The organism is Rhodanobacter sp. A1T4, assembly GCF_014207185.1.
GTDB lineage: Bacteria > Pseudomonadota > Gammaproteobacteria > Xanthomonadales > Rhodanobacteraceae > Rhodanobacter.
The window spans coordinates 291,532-309,092 of record NZ_JACHCP010000006.1 but is presented as its reverse complement, the minus strand read 5'-3'; the positions used below and the strand labels follow the sequence as shown (position 1 = coordinate 309,092).

The following is a 17,561-nucleotide window of genomic DNA, read 5'->3' as shown; positions in this document are numbered from 1 at the left end:
GAGAGAATGCAGTTTCCGGAAGTGCGACCTGAGCACGGCCTTCGTGTACCGCTGACCGTGTCAATCCTATCGGCTATCAGCAACTGCTTGACCGCCGCTCGGCTCGCCCTTAGCGGACATGCAGCCAATACACGTGGACACCATTGGCCTGATCTTCGGCGCGATTGCCTTCGCGCCCCTCGATGACCACGCCCCAAACGGTGCGGATGCTTTCACCCTGATGGCTATCTACACGAATGTGTTCGCCCTCCTGAAGCGTAAAACGGGTTTCCAGCACCATGGCCTGATCGCGCTCCCAGACCAGCAAGGCAGGCTTGCCGACGGTGGCGGCCCAGCCGACATGGATCTGCACCTCTTCCGGCGGAAAGTTGCCGCGATTATCAAGCTTCCAGCTCTCGGTCTTCTGCAACAGCGATTCCAGGTGCGGATCGCTCCAGTCCACGCGATTGACTGGCTTTTTCGTGGGTGGCTTGTAATGGTTCATATACGCAAACATTCCCTTGGGCAAGTACTGACAACGTCAGTGCCGACGCCCTGAGGCGGCTTGCAACAGCTTGGCTAGCAGTTGCAGCAAAGGGCACTGACATATGCCATACAGATTTCGGTGGCCGAGGCGACTCACCGGTTATCGGCCACAAGGGAGATTTCTGAAGGGCGCCGGCCACGCCTTCCGCGATCATCATAAACCACCCGAAACGGGTAATCGATGCTCCACCAGTATCACGTTCAGGATCGATCAGACGCATCCCACAGATCGAGCTTGTCGGATGCACGCATTTGCCTAACCATCGTTCGACAACATTTCCGGACGAATGTCGATTTCCAGCAGTTTCGTTCGTCGTCAAGGAAAACCGCAACGACAGCTACGCGCTTGTCACTTGTATGTGCCATCGACGAGGCGCGTCGTATCTCTTGCTGTTCCCGCTCAGCTCAGCCGAACGCGATAAATCCGCTAACCACAGGAGACTGACCATGACGCACGCTACTACCTTCGTTCCCGCCGCCGAACTGGCGAAGCGCAACGGCATGATTTTCCCGAATGAAAGCGATGACTACCGCCAAGCACGCAATGCGCTGCTCGCCGAAGAGATCGAATTGCGCCGACATATCGAACGCGTCGCCGAGCAACGCCGTGCACTGCCACCGGGCGGCGTGGTAACTGGCGACTATCGCTTCGAGGGCAAAGACGGAGCACTCGACTTCGCTGACTTGTTCTGCGACAAACAAACCTTAGTCGTCTACAGCTACATGTTCGGCCCGCAGCGCGAGCGGCCCTGCCCGATGTGCACGTCGTTGCTGAGTGCGTGGGAAGGCGAGGCACGTGACATCGGGCAACGCGTCGCGCTGGCAGTGGTCGCACGCTCGCCAATCGAGCGACTCACAAAGTTCGCGAAGGAACGCGGCTGGCGGAACCTGAATCTGTACTCCGATACCAATGGCAACTACAGCCGCGATTACCACGGCATCGACAAGAACGGCGGCGATGACTCAGCGTTCAACGTGTTCACCCGTCGCGATGGCAGCATCCGCCACTTCTGGTCTGGCGAAATGGGTATTGAAAGCGCCGATCCCGGCCAGGATCCACGCGGCGCACCCGACCTGATGCCGCTCTGGACCATCCTCGACGTCACACCCGAAGGGCGTGGCATCAACTGGTACCCGAAGCTCGATTATCCGGACTGATCCAGGGGGCTAGCCACCGGGCGGCACGTCGAACATATACGGCGTCTGTTCCGCCGATGCCCTTTGGCCGAACGCATGCGCGAACGCAGTCAGATGGCCATAGGGCGTCAGAGGGATCGTCGCGCGGAACGCCAGGTGCTCGATAAGGCAGAAAAGCGAGACCTCCAGCATGCTGATGTCGTGTGGCGGTAACGCGTCGATGATCGGCGGCAGCTTTTCATCGAGCCAGTCCAGAGCATTACGCAGGCCCGTCGCAGCCTTGGCGAAGTAGATGCTGTCCGCCGGCAGTTTCGCGATCTGCGTGCCGAAGCCAAGTTGCACCTGCGCCTGCATGGCATGCCAGACAAGCTCCTGCGCATTGCGCGTTTGCGCGTCGCGCACGTCTTCGGGCCAGACGATCCGTCGACGCTCCGGCGCGGATTCCGCGAGCGTACGACAGATGTTCTCGGCACCGAAGATCGCCACATCATCCATCTTAAGCACAGGCAGCTTGAGCGCAGGATTTCCCGCAAAATCGCGCCTATCCAGCGACGCCAGGTCGTAGACCGGAGCGAACTCGCAGGCCACGCCCAGTTCCTGCGCGAATACGCGCACGAGACGGGTAAAGTGCGAACTGCTGCGCCCGACGATGCACGGCACCGAGATCCGGACTGTGTTGTCATATTCAATGGTCAAGGCTTCACCTCATCGTCAGATCGATCGGCTTGTACTTGTATCTGTCCGATGCGCGGCGATACTTTCGACATGAATTGTGAGGCAACTCAAACGTGGACGCGACAAGCTCAAAATAACGCACTCGGAAGCCGTTACCGGATTTATGCAGATTCGCCGCTCTCTTCGCCAACAGGGGAAAATGCGTGTTCTGATGCCTCGGTAGGCTCTGACCACTACAATGGGCCGCCCTTTATGGAGATACCCCCTTGGCCAAGCCCAATTATTCGTTCGAAAAGCGTCAGCGCGAACTCGCCAAGAAGAAACAGCAGGAAGAGAAGGACGCGCGCAAGCGTGAAGAGCGCGAGGCGGCCAAGGCTGCATCAGACGATGCAAGCAAGACGCCACCCAGCGGCCAGTAAACTCAGCATGGCAATGCGGTGAACAGGGACCAGCAGCGGCTGAATCACCAGCTCGACCGTTGGGGAGAGAAACTGCCGGGCTGGGCCAACCGCACGCTCCGTTGGTTGCGCAAACCATCCTCACGCTGGGTGCGCATTCCCATCGGACTTTTGCTGATGCTCGGTGGCGTCTTCAGTATCCTGCCGCTGCTTGGCCTCTGGATGCTGCCACTGGGCCTGCTGCTGCTCGTACAGGATGTGCCGTTTCTGCGCCGCCCCACGCGGCGGGCACTCTTCTGTATCGAACACCGCTGGAAACGCTGGAGGCGACGTCGTCGCCAATCCAGAAGCGTTGCTAGTTAACCGGCCTGCTTCCTGGCAGCCGCTTGTTGGCGTTTGACGGCGCGGGCGCAGTCGGCAGACTGGATGCGATGGGCATTCATGATGGCAGCGAGCAAACCGGGGAAGCGTTTTTCAATTTCATCGCAGCGCGTGGTGTTATGCATTTCCACGCCGCGTCGCTCGCTGCGCACCAACCCGGCTTCACGCAGCGCGCGGAAGTGCTGTGAAAGTGTGGACTTGGGGATGCTGCGGTCACTGACCTTCAGAAAGTTGGAGCAGATATTGGCGCAGGCGGAACTCGCCAGTTCCGCATAGATCGCCACTCGCACCGGATCGGCGAGCGCATGCAGGATGCCCTCCACGGTCACATCTTCGATCGATGGGTGAATCAGCGGTCTCATGGTGATCATGTTAGCAGCCCTTGACATTTAGTTCCATAGTTCATAAGTTACGAACTACGGGATTTAAGAACCCATCTAGCACTTTTCGCCAACCACCCATCAAAGGAAACGTCATGAGCAAGCTCACCGGTAAAGTCGCCATCGTCACTGGCGCATCCAAAGGCATTGGCGCGGGCATTGCAAAATCGCTCGCCGCCGCTGGCGCGTCAGTCGTCGTGAACTACGCCTCCAGCAAGGAAGGTGCGGAAAAGGTCGTCGCCGAGATCAACAAAGCAGGCGGCAAGGCGGTTGCCGTCAAGGGCGATGTCTCCAAGGCAGCCGAAGCACAGGGCATTGTCGACGCGGCCATCAAGAACTACGGCAAACTGGATGTCCTGGTCAACAACTCCGGCGTCTACGCATTTTCCCCGCTCGAGGAGATTACTGAAGAAGAGTTCCATCGTCAGTTCAACATCAACGTACTCGGCCTGCTGTTGACTACCCAGGCCGCCAGCAAGCATCTCGGCGAAGGCTCCAGCATCATCAACATCGGCTCCGTGGTCAGTCGCATCACTCCGCCAGGTAGCGCGATCTACACCGGTACCAAGGGTGCGGTAGATGCCATCACCGGCGTACTGTCGCGTGAACTGGGCGCACGCAAAATCCGCGTCAATGCACTGAATCCAGGCATCATCGAAACCGAAGGCACGCACTCGGCCGGCTTCATCGGTTCGGATATGGAAACCGGTATCGTCGCGCAGACTCCACTGGGACGGGTCGGCCAGCCGAACGATATCGCCTCGATCGCCGTGTTCCTTGCCTCGGACGATTCGGCGTGGCTCACCGGCGAACAGCTGCTTGCCGGCGGCGGCGTGCGTTGATCGATAAAGTCCAACACTGACGCACGCATCGCAAGAGCGCGCATTGGCTGGATAGTAAAGACCCGACCAGAAATGGGCGGGTCTTTTTTATGCTGCCCTGTACTCGATCGTTGCCCCATATTGAGGCCGCGCTATGAATACTCCACGGAGAGCGTCGATCAGGTGGTGACTCATAGATCGCTTCAAGCCGGTGCAGAGATGAGACCCAATGTTCATGCCGCTTTGGTCGAGCGGCCGGATCGTTCCGGCTTACGGCGACGCGTTTAGCGCGCGTGCCTCGGCAATCAAGGCTTTAAGCGCACGCTGCATGGGTTGAGGATCGTTCGCGATCACCGTCCACAGTGTCGCGCCTTCAAGACGAACAAGTGCGTCGGTAGCAACTGTTGTCGCTCGCTTCGTGCTCAACGGGTGTTTCAGGATGGCAGCCAGACCGTCCCGCAACGCGGCAAAATACTTTCTCACCGCACTCAACGCATCAGGCGCATCCGCCTGCACGCCATAGGCGAGATGCAGACCGACGCAGCGCGCGCGATCGGTGAGTGCGGCGGCGATCCGTTTCAACACGGCTTCGTAGCTACCCAACCAATCATTGGCATCGTCGTCGAGATCGGCAAACGTCTCCTCAAGAGTAAGCGCCAGCACGGGTTCGACCAGCGCCTCCTTGCTGGGAAAGCGCGTATACAGGCTGGCCTTTTTCAGACCCACGCGTTCGGCGAGGTCTTGCATGGATGCACCCGCGTAACCACGCTCGCGAAAAAGCTCGCGTGCCTCGACAACGATTTGATCAAGGGTTGTTTTCATGAATATCTGCTCGCATAATAACGACCGGTAGGTAGTATTTTCATCGCAATAGCTTGCCAATGCAAATCATGCGTCAGCCGATACCACCTCTGAATCAAGGAACTTACATGAAATCCCCGCTTTCTCCAGAAACCAAGATCGTAGACGCAAAGCGACGCGGCCTGCTGGGTAGCGCCGTACTTGGATCGGTTGCACTGGCTACGGCGCGTATCGGCAATGCCATGCAGCGATCGGCGTTTCCCTCGAAGCGGCCTTCAGCCGCAAACTCAATACAGGACAATTCCTCCATGACTGTTACGTACAAGACAAAAAAGCTCGGCGACGTCGACGTCTTCTATCGGGAAGCCGGTCGCCCGGGTGCTCCAGTATTGCTCTTGCTGCACGGCTACCCCACCGCAGGTCACATGTTTCGTGACCTTATCCCGCTGCTTGCCAGCGACTACCACGTGATCGCACCGGATCTGCCAGGTTTCGGCAACACGAAGGCGCCGCCGCGTGGCCAGTTCGACTACAGCTTCGATCATCTCGCGCAGGTCGTCACTGCCTTCACCGAAGCATTGGGTCTGAACAAATACGCACTCTATGTTTTCGACTACGGCGCACCGACTGGCTTCCGCGTTGCCGCAGCACACCCCGAACGCGTCACCGCGATCATCTCTCAAAACGGCAACGCCTATGCAGAAGGCTTGAGCGACGTGTGGGCACCGTATCAGGCCTATTGGCGCGCACCTTCAGAGCAGACGCGTGCTGCGTGTCGTGATGCGCTGTCGCCCGAAGCCATCCGAATGCAGTATCTGCATGGCGCCGATCCACTGAAGGTTTCACCGGATGGCTACACCCTCGATGCGGCATACATCGCCCGCCCGGGGATGGACGATATTCAACTGGACCTGGTACTGGACTATCGCACCAACGTGGCGCTCTATCCCGCGTGGCAGGCGTATTTCCGCAAGCACCAGCCGCCGCTGCTCGCGGTATGGGGTGACAAGGATCCGTTCTTTTTGCCGGCCGGTGCGAAGGCATATCAACGCGACATTCCTGATGCGGAAGTGCATCTTTTGAACACCGGCCACTTTGCGCTGGAAACTCATGCGGCAGAGATCGCGGCTCTGATGCACGATTTCCTCGCACGCAAGGTGGGCAGCCTTGCGTGAAGCAATGCTTCGCTTCTTCGCCGCGCACAATCCGTTGAGCGGGACAGCATCCGGGCGACGCGCACCTGATCTGTCTCGCTGACGGCTGCCCGCGCCATACACATCAGGCACGGGCATTTTTGAAACACGCGATGTCAGAAACCAGTGTCTAACAGGCAGCCGCGCAGATGAATGCGTTCTTCAAGGAAGTCGCCGAAGCCACTACCCGCACGCTTGGCGTGCCCGAACACGCCATCCGAATCCTGCTGACCGAGGTCGAGCCCGAGCACTGGGGCGTCGGATCGCACAGCAAGGCTGATATCGACAAGGGGTAAATGGAGAAATGACCACTGTCTCTACAATAGTGCCTGGACAGCGAGTTCGTACTTGATCGGCTGCGTATTCCGATCAAACCCGCCAACGATTCCACTCTCAGATCCGCCACCAGGAATGCTCTCAATCCGGCCACCCAAAGTGCTCTCGAACCGGCCCAGTTGGAGCGCTCCCGAATACGCACCCTAGGCTCATGAATCCTACGCTCCGGCGATGCACTCGGATCAGCCCAGTTCTGGCAGGATGCCGACGCGACGGGCAGAAATCGGCCTATCCTGTTGAAAACTCCGATTTAACAAATAGACGTCCAAATTTTGAATCGCGACGGCAACGACAATTCGATTCTGTACAAATTTACACATTCTGGCCGACAGAAAGCGATTGTCGCGGCCGAATTTTCTCGCTTTAAACGATCTCGAGTTTTCGAAGCGAGTTTTTCAACACTATCGACCAGATGCTGACGGTCAACGCCTGAATTGAGCGGCGGTGAAGGCGCCCGCTTGGATCACTAGGGATCACTAGTTAGACAGGACGCTCACGGATAGAAAAGGGCAACGGGATCGAAACGCACTGAAAGCGCGGCCTATACAAGCCACGTGGCTTCCTAGTGGCACGTGTCACAGGCCACGGCTCGCCTATTGTCGGAAGATTCCCGTCTTGGTGCGACAGTGGAGATGATGTTTCTAGACGGCCAAGAAACCAAAATTCCAGCTGTTATCTACCGTCTTGGTCGCGACAGTTTTGTCCATTTATTTGCTCAGGCTCTTCTTGTAAAAGGCGGAGAGCGCTGCAACAGCGGGCACAACGTATTCAGCCTTGTCGTAAAGATCGACATGGCTAGCCCCCTCGATCCAGTGCAGTGCCTTAGGCTCACCAGCCCGAGCAAACGCCCCTTCTGTCATCCAGCGGGTAGCGGCTTTCGTGCCGACGACCATGAGCAATGGCCGAGGTGAGATCAGGTGGATGAGACTGAAACCATTGAAGGTGGCGATCCGATCGACACTACTCCACGGCATCATCTTGGTCGAGCGAGGATGTGCCGCGCGCGGTGTGCAGTAGTACTCCCAGCCTTCGTAGACATACTGTCCCGCCTGGCGCGCATCGGATTCGGATTCGGGAAAGATGGCAAAGTGCTGCACGTCCTCGCCACGCGCCTCCGCAGTGCGCGCCTTGCCAGCGTGATCCAGCATCGCCTGAAGCACTTGAGGGTCCTGCTTGCCATCGTAACCTTCGCGAAAAAACCTGCCAATATCCGTGCCACTGATAGTAGCTACCGCCTTGACCCGATGATCAGTCGCTGCCGCCAATACCGCGTAGCCACCCAAGGCACAAATGCCCAATAAGCCGAGGCGATCGGAATCGATGCCGTCACGCGCACTCAGAAATGAGATGGCAGCCTTGATGTCTTCGACACGATGCCCGGGATCTTCGAGGCCACGCGGCTCGCCCTCGCTTTCGCCGCCATACGCGGCATCGAAGGTCAGCGTCACAAAGCCTTGCTCAGCAAGGTGACGCGCGTAAAGGTCAGCGGTTTGTTCTTTCACGCCGCTACTAGGATGGCCAATCACGATGGCCGGCTGTTTACCGTCGGCAGCCTTGCTCGGAAGGTACATCGTACCAGCGAGTCGCAGGCCTGCACTGTCGAAAGTGACTGATAGCTGTTGCATGTGGATCGATCTCCAAGCGTCACTGCACCGATGCAGTTGATGTCTACGATTGAACGATAGATCCAAGATTTGGCGATAGACACAATCCGCCATGCAAATGCACAATCCTTCCAATTTCCATATTTCTCGATCAAGGGCTGCATGAAGCGCGAGGATGAACTACTAACGGAACTTCAGGCGTTGATTCGCCGTCATGCCGCAGCGGGAGAAACCGAGACAGCGCTGCCGGGGCTTCTCTTGTCCACCTATACGCTACCGACGCGATCCGAGCTTTACTGGGCAGAGCCGTCGTTCGCGCTCATTGCACAGGGGGCTAAAGATGTTGTGCTTGGAAACGAGGTCTTTCACTACGCAGCAGGTCAATATCTTATTTATTCGGTTGACCTGCCATTGAGTTCACGAGTCGCTTTGGCTAGTGAAAAGGGACCGTTACTTGGCCTTGGGTTCAAGCTAAACCCAGACAGGGTAGCCACGTTGTTGTTGGAGGCTGGAATCCAGCCCAAAGACCGCAGTCGCCAGCGCGGTATTGCCGTTAGCAATCTCGACAACGACCTGCTTGATCCGGTCGTCCGCCTTCTTCGATTACTGGATCGTCCGAAGGACAGGGCCATGTTGGCGGATTCGATTGAGCGGGAAATTCTGTGGCGCCTGATCAACGGAGAACAGGGAACTCTGGTGCAGCAACTAGGATTCGCTGACGGCCACACTATGCAGATAAGCCGAGCGATCAAGTGGATTCGAGCCAACTACGCCCGAGCCTTACGCATCGAAGAGATGGCTGACGTAGCTTGTATGAGCATCACGTCGTTTTACCGACACTTCGTAGCGGTAACATCGTTGAGTCCAATTCAGTTTCAGAAACAGGTTCGTCTGCAGGTGGCTCGAGCGCTATTGCTTTCTTCATCGAAGAATGTGGCCGACATCGGGTTCGAAGTAGGTTATGACAGCTCATCGCAATTCAGTCGGGAGTACCGGCGACAGTTCGGTCGCCCACCACGCGAAGATGGCGATTCCCTAAGACGATAGCGGAACGTTTGGTCGAAGCTACCGACGTTTCGAGTGATCCACCATAGGCCAAGCATGCGTTTGACACGATGGTGCAGAGATATGAAACGATTCGGCATAGTCGCCCTATTTGGATCGCATTAGGCTCAGCTCCGTCAATAACGTGGAGACGCGTACATGGGACGAGCTGAAAACAAAATTGCCATCGTGACAGGTGCGGCGCGAGGTCTTGGGGCTGCCACTGCAACACTTCTTGTCCGGGAAGGTGCGAAAGTGCTACTGACAGATCTTCGTGATGATGAAGGTGAGGCGCTAGCGCGAGAACTCGGACGCAACGCCCTCTACCAGCGCCATGATGTGTCGCGGGCTGAAGACTGGGATAGGGTGATGCAAACTTGTACAGCGGCGTTTGGGAGCCCATCCGTCCTGGTCAATAACGCCGGGATATCGTTTTTCAAGCCCCTTGTGGACTTGGCCGAATCTGACTATCGGCAAATCATCGATATCGATCAGGTTTCTGTCTTTCTTGGTATGCGCGCGGTTGTCCCTTCCATGAAAGCAGTCGGGGGTGGCTCGATCATCAACATTTCGTCGATCGCCGGTCTCGTCGGTGCGCCCAAGGTACTACCCTATGTGGCAGCGAAGTTCGCTGTGCGCGACATGTCGAAGGCTGCTGCGATTGAACTGGCGCCGCTCAATATTCGGGTGAATTCTGTCCACCCCGGTTTTTTCGATACACCAATCAACGCACGTACGCCCGATAACGATGCGGTACTCAGTTCCTACACAGAAGCGATACCTCTGGGGCGGATAGGACGGCCTGAGGAACTGGCTCACATGGTGTTATTGCTCTCGACCGATGAAATGACTTTCGCGACCGGAGCAGAGTTCGTCATCGATGGCGGCGTTACTTGTCAATAGAGTATCGGTCGCGTGATGGTCGTGACCTAAACGCGCTCCGCATCGAGGGTGCGAAGTTCCAAGAGGGTATCGGCCAGCGTCCGCTTACCCAACAGGCGCACCACCGACTCATCTACCTCGTAGGCCAACTTCCCGAAGAATTGTTCGACATTGCAACTGACGAGGCATCGGTGGGGGATATCGCTACGTCCGCTCCATAGCCTCTTGTCCCCCATCGTCGCCTTATAGATTTCGCCGAGCGTGATCGCGGCGGCGTCGACGCTAAGGCTCACCCCCCCATCTCGCCCCATGGTCGAACGAACAAGACCCACCTGCATCAGGGGCACCAACAATCGCCTGACGAAGGTTGGATTGGAGTCGACCCCCTCAGCCAACTCGGCGGAACTCAGCCGTTCGACGCCTTCGGCCTGAGCCAACGCCAGGCTGAGCATCATCTGCAAGGCGGTCGGGAAACGGACATCGATCATTATGGGCTCCTAGTTTGCCCAATATGTATTTTTCATGGTTGCATATCAAGTGCGATATATGTATTAATCATAGGCACATATTCACTCAAGGAGAGTTTCGATGTCCGATGAACGTGATATTCAAGAAGTGCAGGCGCGGTACGTGCGGGCAGCCGACTACCGAGATGGAGCGGCAATGAGCCGCATCTTTCTGCCCGACGGCAAGGTCGAGGTTTTCTACAACAATGCAGGCACACCTGAACTCATTGGCGAGCTGGTCGGGGCGGAAGCCATTGGTGCAGCCGTCACCACGATGATGAAGCCGCATCCGCCGCGAGGCTGGAGCCATCACACCACCCATGACTCAATCATCGAAGTCAAGGACGACACCGCGACGCTCGACGTCCATTTTGTGGTGTTTAACGTCGTCGGCGCAGAGAGGCCTGAAGGCGGTTGGCCGGAAGGGGCTTTTGGCGCGCAAGGAACCATCACTCCGATCGAGAGTGGCTACTACCGCCCGATCCTGAAGAAAGTCGATGGGCGCTGGATGATGGCGCACCTGCGCATCTATCACGACCTCCCATACGCCTTCTAGGAGAGGTTATATGAAGGGTGTTTCTTATAGCCGCATGGGGAATCGGAAGTTCTCTATCGTTCGCTCCTTGAGCATGGACTAAGGTCCGCGCTTAAAGTTTAAGCTTGTTCAACTTTAGGAAAGACCATGGCCACCATCGCAAAGAGCAACATTTTTCGTATCGGCGGCGACCTTTCGGTTCATCGCATGGGCTTTGGCGCGATGCGTCTTACCGGTCCGGGTGTATGGGGGCCGCCGGCGGATAAGGCTAGCGCGCAGAGCGTGCTCCGTCGTGCGGTCGAGTTGGGCGTGGACTTCATTGACACCGCCGACGTCTATGGCCCTGGCTACAATGAGCAACTTATCCGCGAAGCTCTGTCCCCCTATTCCGCGTCACTGGTCATCGCGACGAAGGGTGGAATGGTTCGTAGCGGACCTGCGACGCGCGAAAACCCTGGCATGTCGACAAATGGTACGGAGGAACATATCCGCAAGGCTATCGAAGGCAGCTTGCATGATCTTGGCGTTGAGTGCATCGACCTTTATCAACTACATCGTGTCGATCCGGCAACCCCCATCGAGGAAACCATGCACGTGTTTCGCGCTCTTCGTGAGGAGGGCAAGATTCGCCACATCGGCCTATCGGAAGTCAGTATCGAGGAAATCGAACGGGCACGATCCGTGGTGGACATTGCAACGGTACAGAACGTCTATAATCTTGCTACCCGTAAGCATTTCGACGTGCTGAGCTATTGCGAAACTAACGCGATAGGTTTCATTCCGTTCTATCCGCAAAACGTCGGTCCGTTTGCGAAGTCGTCAGTAATAGCGCAAATCGTCGCTCGCACGGCTATGACACCGGGGCAAATTGCGCTTGCTTGGCTTTTAAAAAGCTCGCCCGTTCTCATTCCTATCCCGGGTACTTCGTCTGTGCAGCATCTTGAGGAGAATATGGATGCCTGCAATATCGTACTCTCTGCCGCGGACATGGATGCCCTCGAACAGCTAGACGAGAATCAGACTACCTGATGCAACGACAGGCTCTGATGCAAATAGCCGCAGCGAGCAATGAATGCGGCTATCGCCAACAAACATGCCCGGCAGCTGTAGGCAATGCTGGAGAATGATGAAACCTACGACGCCAACGCGTGGCTGAAGCATCTTAATGGTGCGCCGCCCGGCAAACGTGCCATGAAGGTGGCCACCGTGGTGTGAAAAAAGATTCCACGCCAGTGCGAAGCGGTAGCAACGGGTCGGACCAGCCCGACGAGAACCTGGCTAACAAGATGGACGTCCAAATGGTGTTTCGTTTAGTCTCCGAACACCGGACAGTCCGATGAACGAAAGAGGTCGCCGGGTGCGGTTTATACACCCACTCCCAGAAAAATGGACGCCCACAAAGCGGACGTTCGCGACCGGCTCAAATGGGTCGACTTCTGCCCTTCGCAGCTTGTCGGCCCTTCAGCGAAACTGCAAGTACATCTATCCGCCGTCCGTGCTCCGTCACTTGCGCGTCCCGTTCGCCCTGGTAACGCGATAGTCGGCGAACCAGCCTCATCTTGGTAGCGCTTTCAGGCCATTTCGGGTGGCGGGTTTGAGAGCATTCCCAGTGGCGGGTTTGCATCGTTAGAGGTGGCCGGTTTCGAGTGGAATATGCAACCGGCCACATCATGGTTAGTTGAGGCAATGAACTCGAATCACTATGAGCTGACCCTTTGCACCCACGGCTCTCGCGCAGTGATTCAGGACTGAACACGGCCCAACGTGTCATTTTGCGCTGACAACCGATCCATGCTGCCGACGTTAGCTTGCACACCCCGCCGAGATGGATCGTCGGATTGTCATGTCGGTGAACTATTTTCTGTCACTTGCGTGATGTGTCCCAGCCGTTTATATCGCCGCTGCAATCACCGCGGCTGCCTCACCTCGAAAATGTTCATGGCTATCGACAACCAGCAAAGCGGCACGATCGGGAAACTGACAGCGAGCGACATCGCTTGGGTACTGTTTGTCGTGTTTATCGGCTTGACAGCTCGCCTGCTACATATAGATAGCCAACCGTTCTGGCTCGACGAAGCGCTGACCTACCAGCGCATTCATCTCGGCCTCGATGGCCTGATCGCCGACAGCTTCAGCAACCGGCACATGCCAAGCTACTTCCTGATGCTGCAACTGTTCTCGCAGTTCGACTCGAACAACGTCTGGTTGCGGGTACCCTCGGCACTATTCGGCACGTTGTCTGTTGGCGTGGTGTTCGCCATTGCACGGCGCATTGCCGGCCGCCCTGCCGCCATCGTCGCCGGACTGTTGATGGCGTTATCGCCGCTCCAGGTGCAGTACGGGCAAGAGGCGCGCTCGTACACACTCGTCACTTTGCTGATCACCATCGCCCTGTGGGGATTGGTACGCCTGGCGCAAAATCCGCTGCGGGCGTCGCTGGATATTCGGCACCCGCAGTTCGATCGCTGCGGCTGGGCGCTCTATCTGATCGGCACGATCGGCGCGCTGGATGTACTCAGTGATGCCGCACCCTGGCTGCTCGCCGCCAACGTATCGCTGTTCCTGATCTGGCGCGGCCTGCGCATGGAGACGCCGCCCGAAGCGCGCATCGGCTTTCAGCGCAACTGGCGACTGAGCGTGGCGATCATCCTGGTGTGCTGCGTGCCGTTTTACGGTGCCATCCTCGCGTTCAGCGATGGCCAGATGCTGCAGAAGTTCGACTGGATCCCCCCGCTGAGTTGGCAAAATCTCAGAGTCGTGGCCAAGAGCGCTTACCTGATGCGCATGGCCGCGGTAATACGTTTCAGCGTGCTACCCACCGCGGTTCCCCTGCTCGGATTGCTGGTGGCAGTACTCGGCGGCATCGGGCTGTACCGCATACGCAGGCGGCTGGAAGGACGAGTGCTGCTGCTGGGCTTCGCGGTGCTGCCGCTATTGCTGCTGGCTATCTCGCTGATCAAGTCCATGGTGTTGCCGCGCTACATCCTGTGGAGTGCTGCACCATTCTTCATCCTGGTCGGTATCGGTGCTGCCGCATTACCGCGTCGAATGATGCCCACCGCGGTCATTGCGCTATTGCTGCTATGTACGGTCAATTTGTTACCGATTTATCGAACCGAAACCAAACCACGCTGGGACAAGGCCGCCGCTGCACTGGCTGCGAACGTGCGCCCCGGCGATACGGTATTCACCGGCGATTCGAACGCACCCACCATGCTCGCCGTGCTGCAACCCAAAGACGAAGTGCCTATCGGCAATACCGCCCTGGTCACGTCGCGACTCGACGTCGCGCTGGAACGGTGGAAGCAGGGTGGCCGCGTCTGGGCCGTCAATGGCCGCTCGGCCATGGGTCCGCGCGAAGAACTCGACACGTTCAAAAACCGCATTGCCGCCTTGGGCACCCCGACCCTGGAGATCCCCGAGGGCAAGGAAATCACCATCCTGATGTTTGATGCGCCGAACAATGGAGACTCAACCTGGCGTTCCAACGGCGTGAATTCACTAATCACCCCACCAATCGCGACAGCGACTGAAATCCTTCCGGTGAGCCGTCAACGAATTGCTCCGTGAGCATGCGGATGAAGGCCGAAACTTTCCGACTCACGTGACGATTCGGCGGATACAGCGCCCACACTTCGATCCGACGACCAACGGCATTACCCCAGTTGAACAACCGACCCGCGTCCAGGTCGGCCTGTACCAGCGAGCGCGGCATCATCGCGACACCGGCGCCATCCAACACAGCGTCATGGACCATTGTCATGGATGACAAACGCATGGCCGCCCGTGTGTGCAGCTGCTGCGTTTGCCCGTCGCGCGCGATGTTCCATGGCGAGCCCTCGGGCGCACCCAGCAAAATCACGGCGGGCACCGGCGCATCCTCGCTCGCCGATTCGGGGCGGGTGATCGATGGATCCGCCACCACGATCAATTCATCGCGCAGAAAGCAGCGACCGGCCAGCTCGGTGGTCGCCTTGGGATTCGCGCGAAGCACAAGGTCGTAGCCATCGGCCAGTGGATCGATGAAACGATCGTCGGCGGTGATCTCGAGCTGCACGTCCGGATAGGCCGCGGCATACCGCGCAGCGATGCGACCCAACCCGCGTTGCGCGAACAGCACCGGCGCATTGATGCGCAGACGGCCGTGCGGCAGACCGACATCACCGATCAGCGCCTCCTTGATGTCGTCGATGCGATCGAGCAGTGCCGACGTCTGTTCATGCAACGCGGCGCCATCATCGGTGAGTCGCAGGGTGCGCGCGCCTCGTTCGATCAGGTGCACGCCCAGCGAATCCTCCAACTGCCTCACCCGTCGGGACAAGGTGGCCTTGGGTCGACCGGTCGCCCGGCTGGCATGACTAAAGCCGCCATGACTGGCCACGGCATTGAAATCGACCAGCGCCTCGAGATCCATATACGTTCCATTTTTGAGACTTTATGTCTCGATTATGCATATTTCGTTTCTTTTATGAAACGATCAAAGTAGACCCGTACCCGCTCCACACCTCCACATCAAACCCATCCCTGAAACGAAAGGAGTAACGACATGAGCATTCTCGTCACTGGAAGCACCGGCGCCATCGGCACCCAGGTCGTCAACGGTCTGGTTGCCCGCAACGCCACCGTCCACGCCCTGACCCGCAACCCCGACAAGGCCAACTTTCCCAAGGGCGTGCGCGCCGTCGCTGGCGAAATGACCGATGTGGAATCCATGCGCGCTGCGCTGAAAGGTGTCGACACACTATTTCTGCTCAACGCCGTGGTCGCCGACGAAGTGACCCAGGCCTTGATCACGCTGAGCCTGGCGCGTGAGGCCGGCATCCAGCGCATCGTTTATTTCTCGGTACAGAACAGCGACGCGTTTACCGACGTGCCGCACTTCACCGGCAAGTACACGGTGGAGCGTGCGATCGAGCAGCTCAACCTGCCGGCGACCGTGCTGCGTCCGTCGTACTTCATGCAGAACGACGCGATGATGAAAGGCGCGCTGGAGAACGGCCTCTACCCGATGCCGCTCGGCGAGCTGGGCGTGTCGATGGTCGATACCCGCGACATTGCAGAGATTGCCGTTACCTCGCTGCTGCGTCGCGAGCAGGCTGCCACCCCGCTGCCGCGCGAAGTCATCGAGCTGGTCGGTCCGAATGCCATTACCGGCAAGGACGCCGCGGCGATCTGGTCCGAAACACTCGGCAAGCCGGTCGCCTACGGCGGCAACGATCTGGTCGGTTTTGAGAAGAACATGGCTGGCCGCGCGCCATCATGGTCCGCCTACGACATCCGCCTGATGCTGGCGCGTTTCCAGAGCGACGGCATGCTGCCCAAGCCCGGTGCCATCGACATCATGACCGGCATCCTCGGGCACGCACCGCGCTCGTACCGGGATTTCGTGAAGGAAACGGCAGCAGCGTGGCGTTGAGCAAATGACAGGAAGAAAAAGCCGCGCAGTGCGCGGCTTTTTCTTTTCGGTGCGCCTGACATGCGCAGTCACGTTCTACAGACCAGGCTAACTCCATGCATGCTCGGGGTAATAGCGCTGCATCATGCGGGCGACGTAGGCGACCAGGTTCGGTCGGGCCTCCGCTGCCCGACGCAGCGGCGTATCAAAGAATGGCGTGAGCACGGAAGCGAGTACGCCGAAGGCCGTGGCATCCACGCCACTGGGTTTCTCGCCCATGAAGCAAACTTTGTCACCAAGCAGCTGCGATAACGCGTCGATCGAATGAGTACCCAGCTCTACGATCCTCGCTGGCGTATGCCGGCCCAGTCCCTGCGCATGCAATTCGACAGCCTTGCGTGCCTGCAGGTCCTGGCGCAGCTTCGGTCGATCTGCTTCAGGCGCGCTGTCGGCGAAATGCGCTGGACCCTTGGCGAAATTCTCCGGATCGATCCAGCGGAACCAGACCATCGTGAAATAGAGGTGGTCCTCGAGCAGGCGCTCGATCGCCCAGGACTCCGCACGCTGACGCGCGTCCAGACCCTCGTCCAGATCCACGCCGTATTTGCGCTCGATATGCGTACGGATAAAAGTGGAGTCGTTCACCACCTCGTCGTGGTCATTGATGAAAGGCAGCTTGCCGTTCGGTGCTTGCGGTGGAATGGTGGATGCCCTGTCATAGTCAACACCGGCCATCTTCAGCTGTACTTCGGTCTTGATTACGAACGGACTGGTATCGGGCAATCCGAAACCGGGGCGTGAGGCGTACAAGGTAAGGCTCGATGACGACATGGGCAGGCTCGGAAGCGGAAAGTACGTATAGCCTCACGCCGGGCTACTGACAACGTCGTGTCAGCAGTGGTGTAGATACGATCGTTCCTCGCTAGCTCACTGACGATCCAGCACAAC

General features: G+C 58.0%; 20 protein-coding genes. 12 read left to right on the top strand and 8 right to left on the bottom strand.

Annotation, left to right across the window (positions count from 1 at the left end; all coding sequences use genetic code 11):
- Positions 1-109: 109 nt before the first annotated feature.
- Entirely contained in the window at positions 110-484 is a 375-nt protein-coding gene (locus HDE80_RS14245; RefSeq protein WP_184671936.1) for a hypothetical protein, read from the bottom strand.
- Positions 485-972: 488 nt separating this feature from the next.
- On the opposite strand from HDE80_RS14245, the gene HDE80_RS14240 reads away from it, so the two are divergent.
- Positions 973-1,683 (top strand): DUF899 family protein, encoded by a 711-nt coding sequence (locus HDE80_RS14240; RefSeq protein WP_184671934.1) that lies wholly within the window; start codon positions 973-975, stop codon positions 1,681-1,683.
- Positions 1,684-1,692: 9 nt separating this feature from the next.
- Here HDE80_RS14240 and HDE80_RS14235 read toward each other — a convergent pair whose 3' ends face one another.
- Positions 1,693-2,358: a glutathione S-transferase N-terminal domain-containing protein gene (locus HDE80_RS14235; protein ID WP_221437575.1), complete on the bottom strand. Its 666-nt coding sequence runs from the start codon at positions 2,356-2,358 to the stop codon at positions 1,693-1,695.
- A gap of 245 nt (positions 2,359-2,603) precedes the next feature.
- Between HDE80_RS14235 and HDE80_RS14230 the strand changes: the two genes are divergently transcribed.
- Both HDE80_RS14230 and HDE80_RS14225 read left to right on the top strand, forming a co-directional pair.
- On the top strand, positions 2,604-2,756 hold the full coding sequence (locus HDE80_RS14230; RefSeq protein WP_184603634.1) for a hypothetical protein: 153 nt from the start codon (positions 2,604-2,606) through the stop codon (positions 2,754-2,756).
- 18 nt (positions 2,757-2,774) lie between these two features.
- Positions 2,775-3,098 carry a hypothetical protein gene (locus tag HDE80_RS14225; protein WP_184671932.1) on the top strand — a complete coding sequence of 108 codons (324 nt, stop codon included), beginning with the start codon at positions 2,775-2,777 and terminating at the stop codon, positions 3,096-3,098.
- Here the strand turns inward: HDE80_RS14225 and HDE80_RS14220 are convergent.
- Positions 3,095-3,487 carry a helix-turn-helix domain-containing protein gene (locus HDE80_RS14220; RefSeq protein WP_255483763.1) on the bottom strand — a complete coding sequence of 131 codons (393 nt, stop codon included), beginning with the start codon at positions 3,485-3,487 and terminating at the stop codon, positions 3,095-3,097. The two genes, HDE80_RS14225 and HDE80_RS14220, sit on opposite strands and share 4 nt — an antisense overlap.
- Before the next feature lie 104 nt (positions 3,488-3,591).
- On the opposite strand from HDE80_RS14220, the gene HDE80_RS14215 reads away from it, so the two are divergent.
- The gene (locus HDE80_RS14215) at positions 3,592-4,338 is read left to right on the top strand and encodes a glucose 1-dehydrogenase (protein ID WP_184671930.1); all 747 of its coding nucleotides are present in this window, start codon (positions 3,592-3,594) and stop codon (positions 4,336-4,338) included.
- Positions 4,339-4,587: 249 nt separating this feature from the next.
- On the opposite strand, the gene HDE80_RS14210 is transcribed toward HDE80_RS14215, so the two are convergent.
- The gene (locus tag HDE80_RS14210; RefSeq protein WP_184671929.1) at positions 4,588-5,139 is read right to left on the bottom strand and encodes a TetR/AcrR family transcriptional regulator; all 552 of its coding nucleotides are present in this window, start codon (positions 5,137-5,139) and stop codon (positions 4,588-4,590) included.
- A 287-nt stretch (positions 5,140-5,426) separates the two neighbouring features.
- Between HDE80_RS14210 and HDE80_RS14205 the strand changes: the two genes are divergently transcribed.
- A complete protein-coding gene (locus HDE80_RS14205; RefSeq protein WP_221437597.1) occupies positions 5,427-6,293 on the top strand; it encodes an alpha/beta hydrolase in 867 nt (288 codons plus the stop codon).
- Between the two features lie 167 nt (positions 6,294-6,460).
- The gene (locus HDE80_RS14200; RefSeq protein WP_184671925.1) at positions 6,461-6,607 is read left to right on the top strand and encodes a tautomerase family protein; all 147 of its coding nucleotides are present in this window, start codon (positions 6,461-6,463) and stop codon (positions 6,605-6,607) included.
- A gap of 747 nt (positions 6,608-7,354) precedes the next feature.
- On the opposite strand, the gene HDE80_RS14195 is transcribed toward HDE80_RS14200, so the two are convergent.
- The gene (locus tag HDE80_RS14195) at positions 7,355-8,272 is read right to left on the bottom strand and encodes an alpha/beta hydrolase (RefSeq protein ID WP_184671923.1); all 918 of its coding nucleotides are present in this window, start codon (positions 8,270-8,272) and stop codon (positions 7,355-7,357) included.
- A 141-nt stretch (positions 8,273-8,413) separates the two neighbouring features.
- Here HDE80_RS14195 and HDE80_RS14190 point away from each other — a divergent pair, with 141 nt between their 5' ends.
- Positions 8,414-9,298 carry an AraC family transcriptional regulator gene (locus HDE80_RS14190; protein ID WP_184671921.1) on the top strand — a complete coding sequence of 295 codons (885 nt, stop codon included), beginning with the start codon at positions 8,414-8,416 and terminating at the stop codon, positions 9,296-9,298.
- Between the two features lie 156 nt (positions 9,299-9,454).
- On the top strand, positions 9,455-10,198 hold the full coding sequence (locus HDE80_RS14185) for a glucose 1-dehydrogenase (RefSeq protein ID WP_184671919.1): 744 nt from the start codon (positions 9,455-9,457) through the stop codon (positions 10,196-10,198).
- Between the two features lie 26 nt (positions 10,199-10,224).
- Here the strand turns inward: HDE80_RS14185 and HDE80_RS14180 are convergent, their stop codons facing one another.
- Positions 10,225-10,665: an Rrf2 family transcriptional regulator gene (locus HDE80_RS14180; protein WP_184671917.1), complete on the bottom strand. Its 441-nt coding sequence runs from the start codon at positions 10,663-10,665 to the stop codon at positions 10,225-10,227.
- A gap of 100 nt (positions 10,666-10,765) precedes the next feature.
- Here HDE80_RS14180 and HDE80_RS14175 point away from each other — a divergent pair, with 100 nt between their 5' ends.
- The 3 genes from HDE80_RS14175 to HDE80_RS14165 all read left to right on the top strand — a co-directional run bounded on the left by HDE80_RS14175 (position 10,766) and on the right by HDE80_RS14165 (position 14,788).
- A complete protein-coding gene (locus HDE80_RS14175) occupies positions 10,766-11,239 on the top strand; it encodes a nuclear transport factor 2 family protein (RefSeq protein ID WP_184671915.1) in 474 nt (157 codons plus the stop codon).
- Positions 11,240-11,365: 126 nt separating this feature from the next.
- Positions 11,366-12,247: an aldo/keto reductase gene (locus HDE80_RS14170; RefSeq protein ID WP_184671913.1), complete on the top strand. Its 882-nt coding sequence runs from the start codon at positions 11,366-11,368 to the stop codon at positions 12,245-12,247.
- Between the two features lie 909 nt (positions 12,248-13,156).
- Complete coding sequence (locus HDE80_RS14165; protein ID WP_184671911.1) at positions 13,157-14,788, top strand: glycosyltransferase family 39 protein; 1,632 nt, start codon at positions 13,157-13,159, stop codon at positions 14,786-14,788.
- On the opposite strand, the gene HDE80_RS14160 is transcribed toward HDE80_RS14165, so the two are convergent.
- Positions 14,724-15,632, bottom strand: coding sequence for a LysR family transcriptional regulator (locus HDE80_RS14160; protein ID WP_184671909.1), 909 nt, complete (start codon positions 15,630-15,632; stop codon positions 14,724-14,726). The two genes, HDE80_RS14165 and HDE80_RS14160, sit on opposite strands and share 65 nt — an antisense overlap.
- A gap of 132 nt (positions 15,633-15,764) precedes the next feature.
- On the opposite strand from HDE80_RS14160, the gene HDE80_RS14155 reads away from it, so the two are divergent.
- Positions 15,765-16,634, top strand: a complete 870-nt coding sequence (locus HDE80_RS14155) for an NmrA/HSCARG family protein (RefSeq protein ID WP_184671907.1) — start codon at positions 15,765-15,767, stop codon at positions 16,632-16,634.
- Between the two features lie 87 nt (positions 16,635-16,721).
- On the opposite strand, the gene HDE80_RS14150 is transcribed toward HDE80_RS14155, so the two are convergent.
- Positions 16,722-17,444 carry a glutathione S-transferase family protein gene (locus HDE80_RS14150; RefSeq protein WP_184671905.1) on the bottom strand — a complete coding sequence of 241 codons (723 nt, stop codon included), beginning with the start codon at positions 17,442-17,444 and terminating at the stop codon, positions 16,722-16,724.
- Positions 17,445-17,561: the final 117 nt, after the last annotated feature.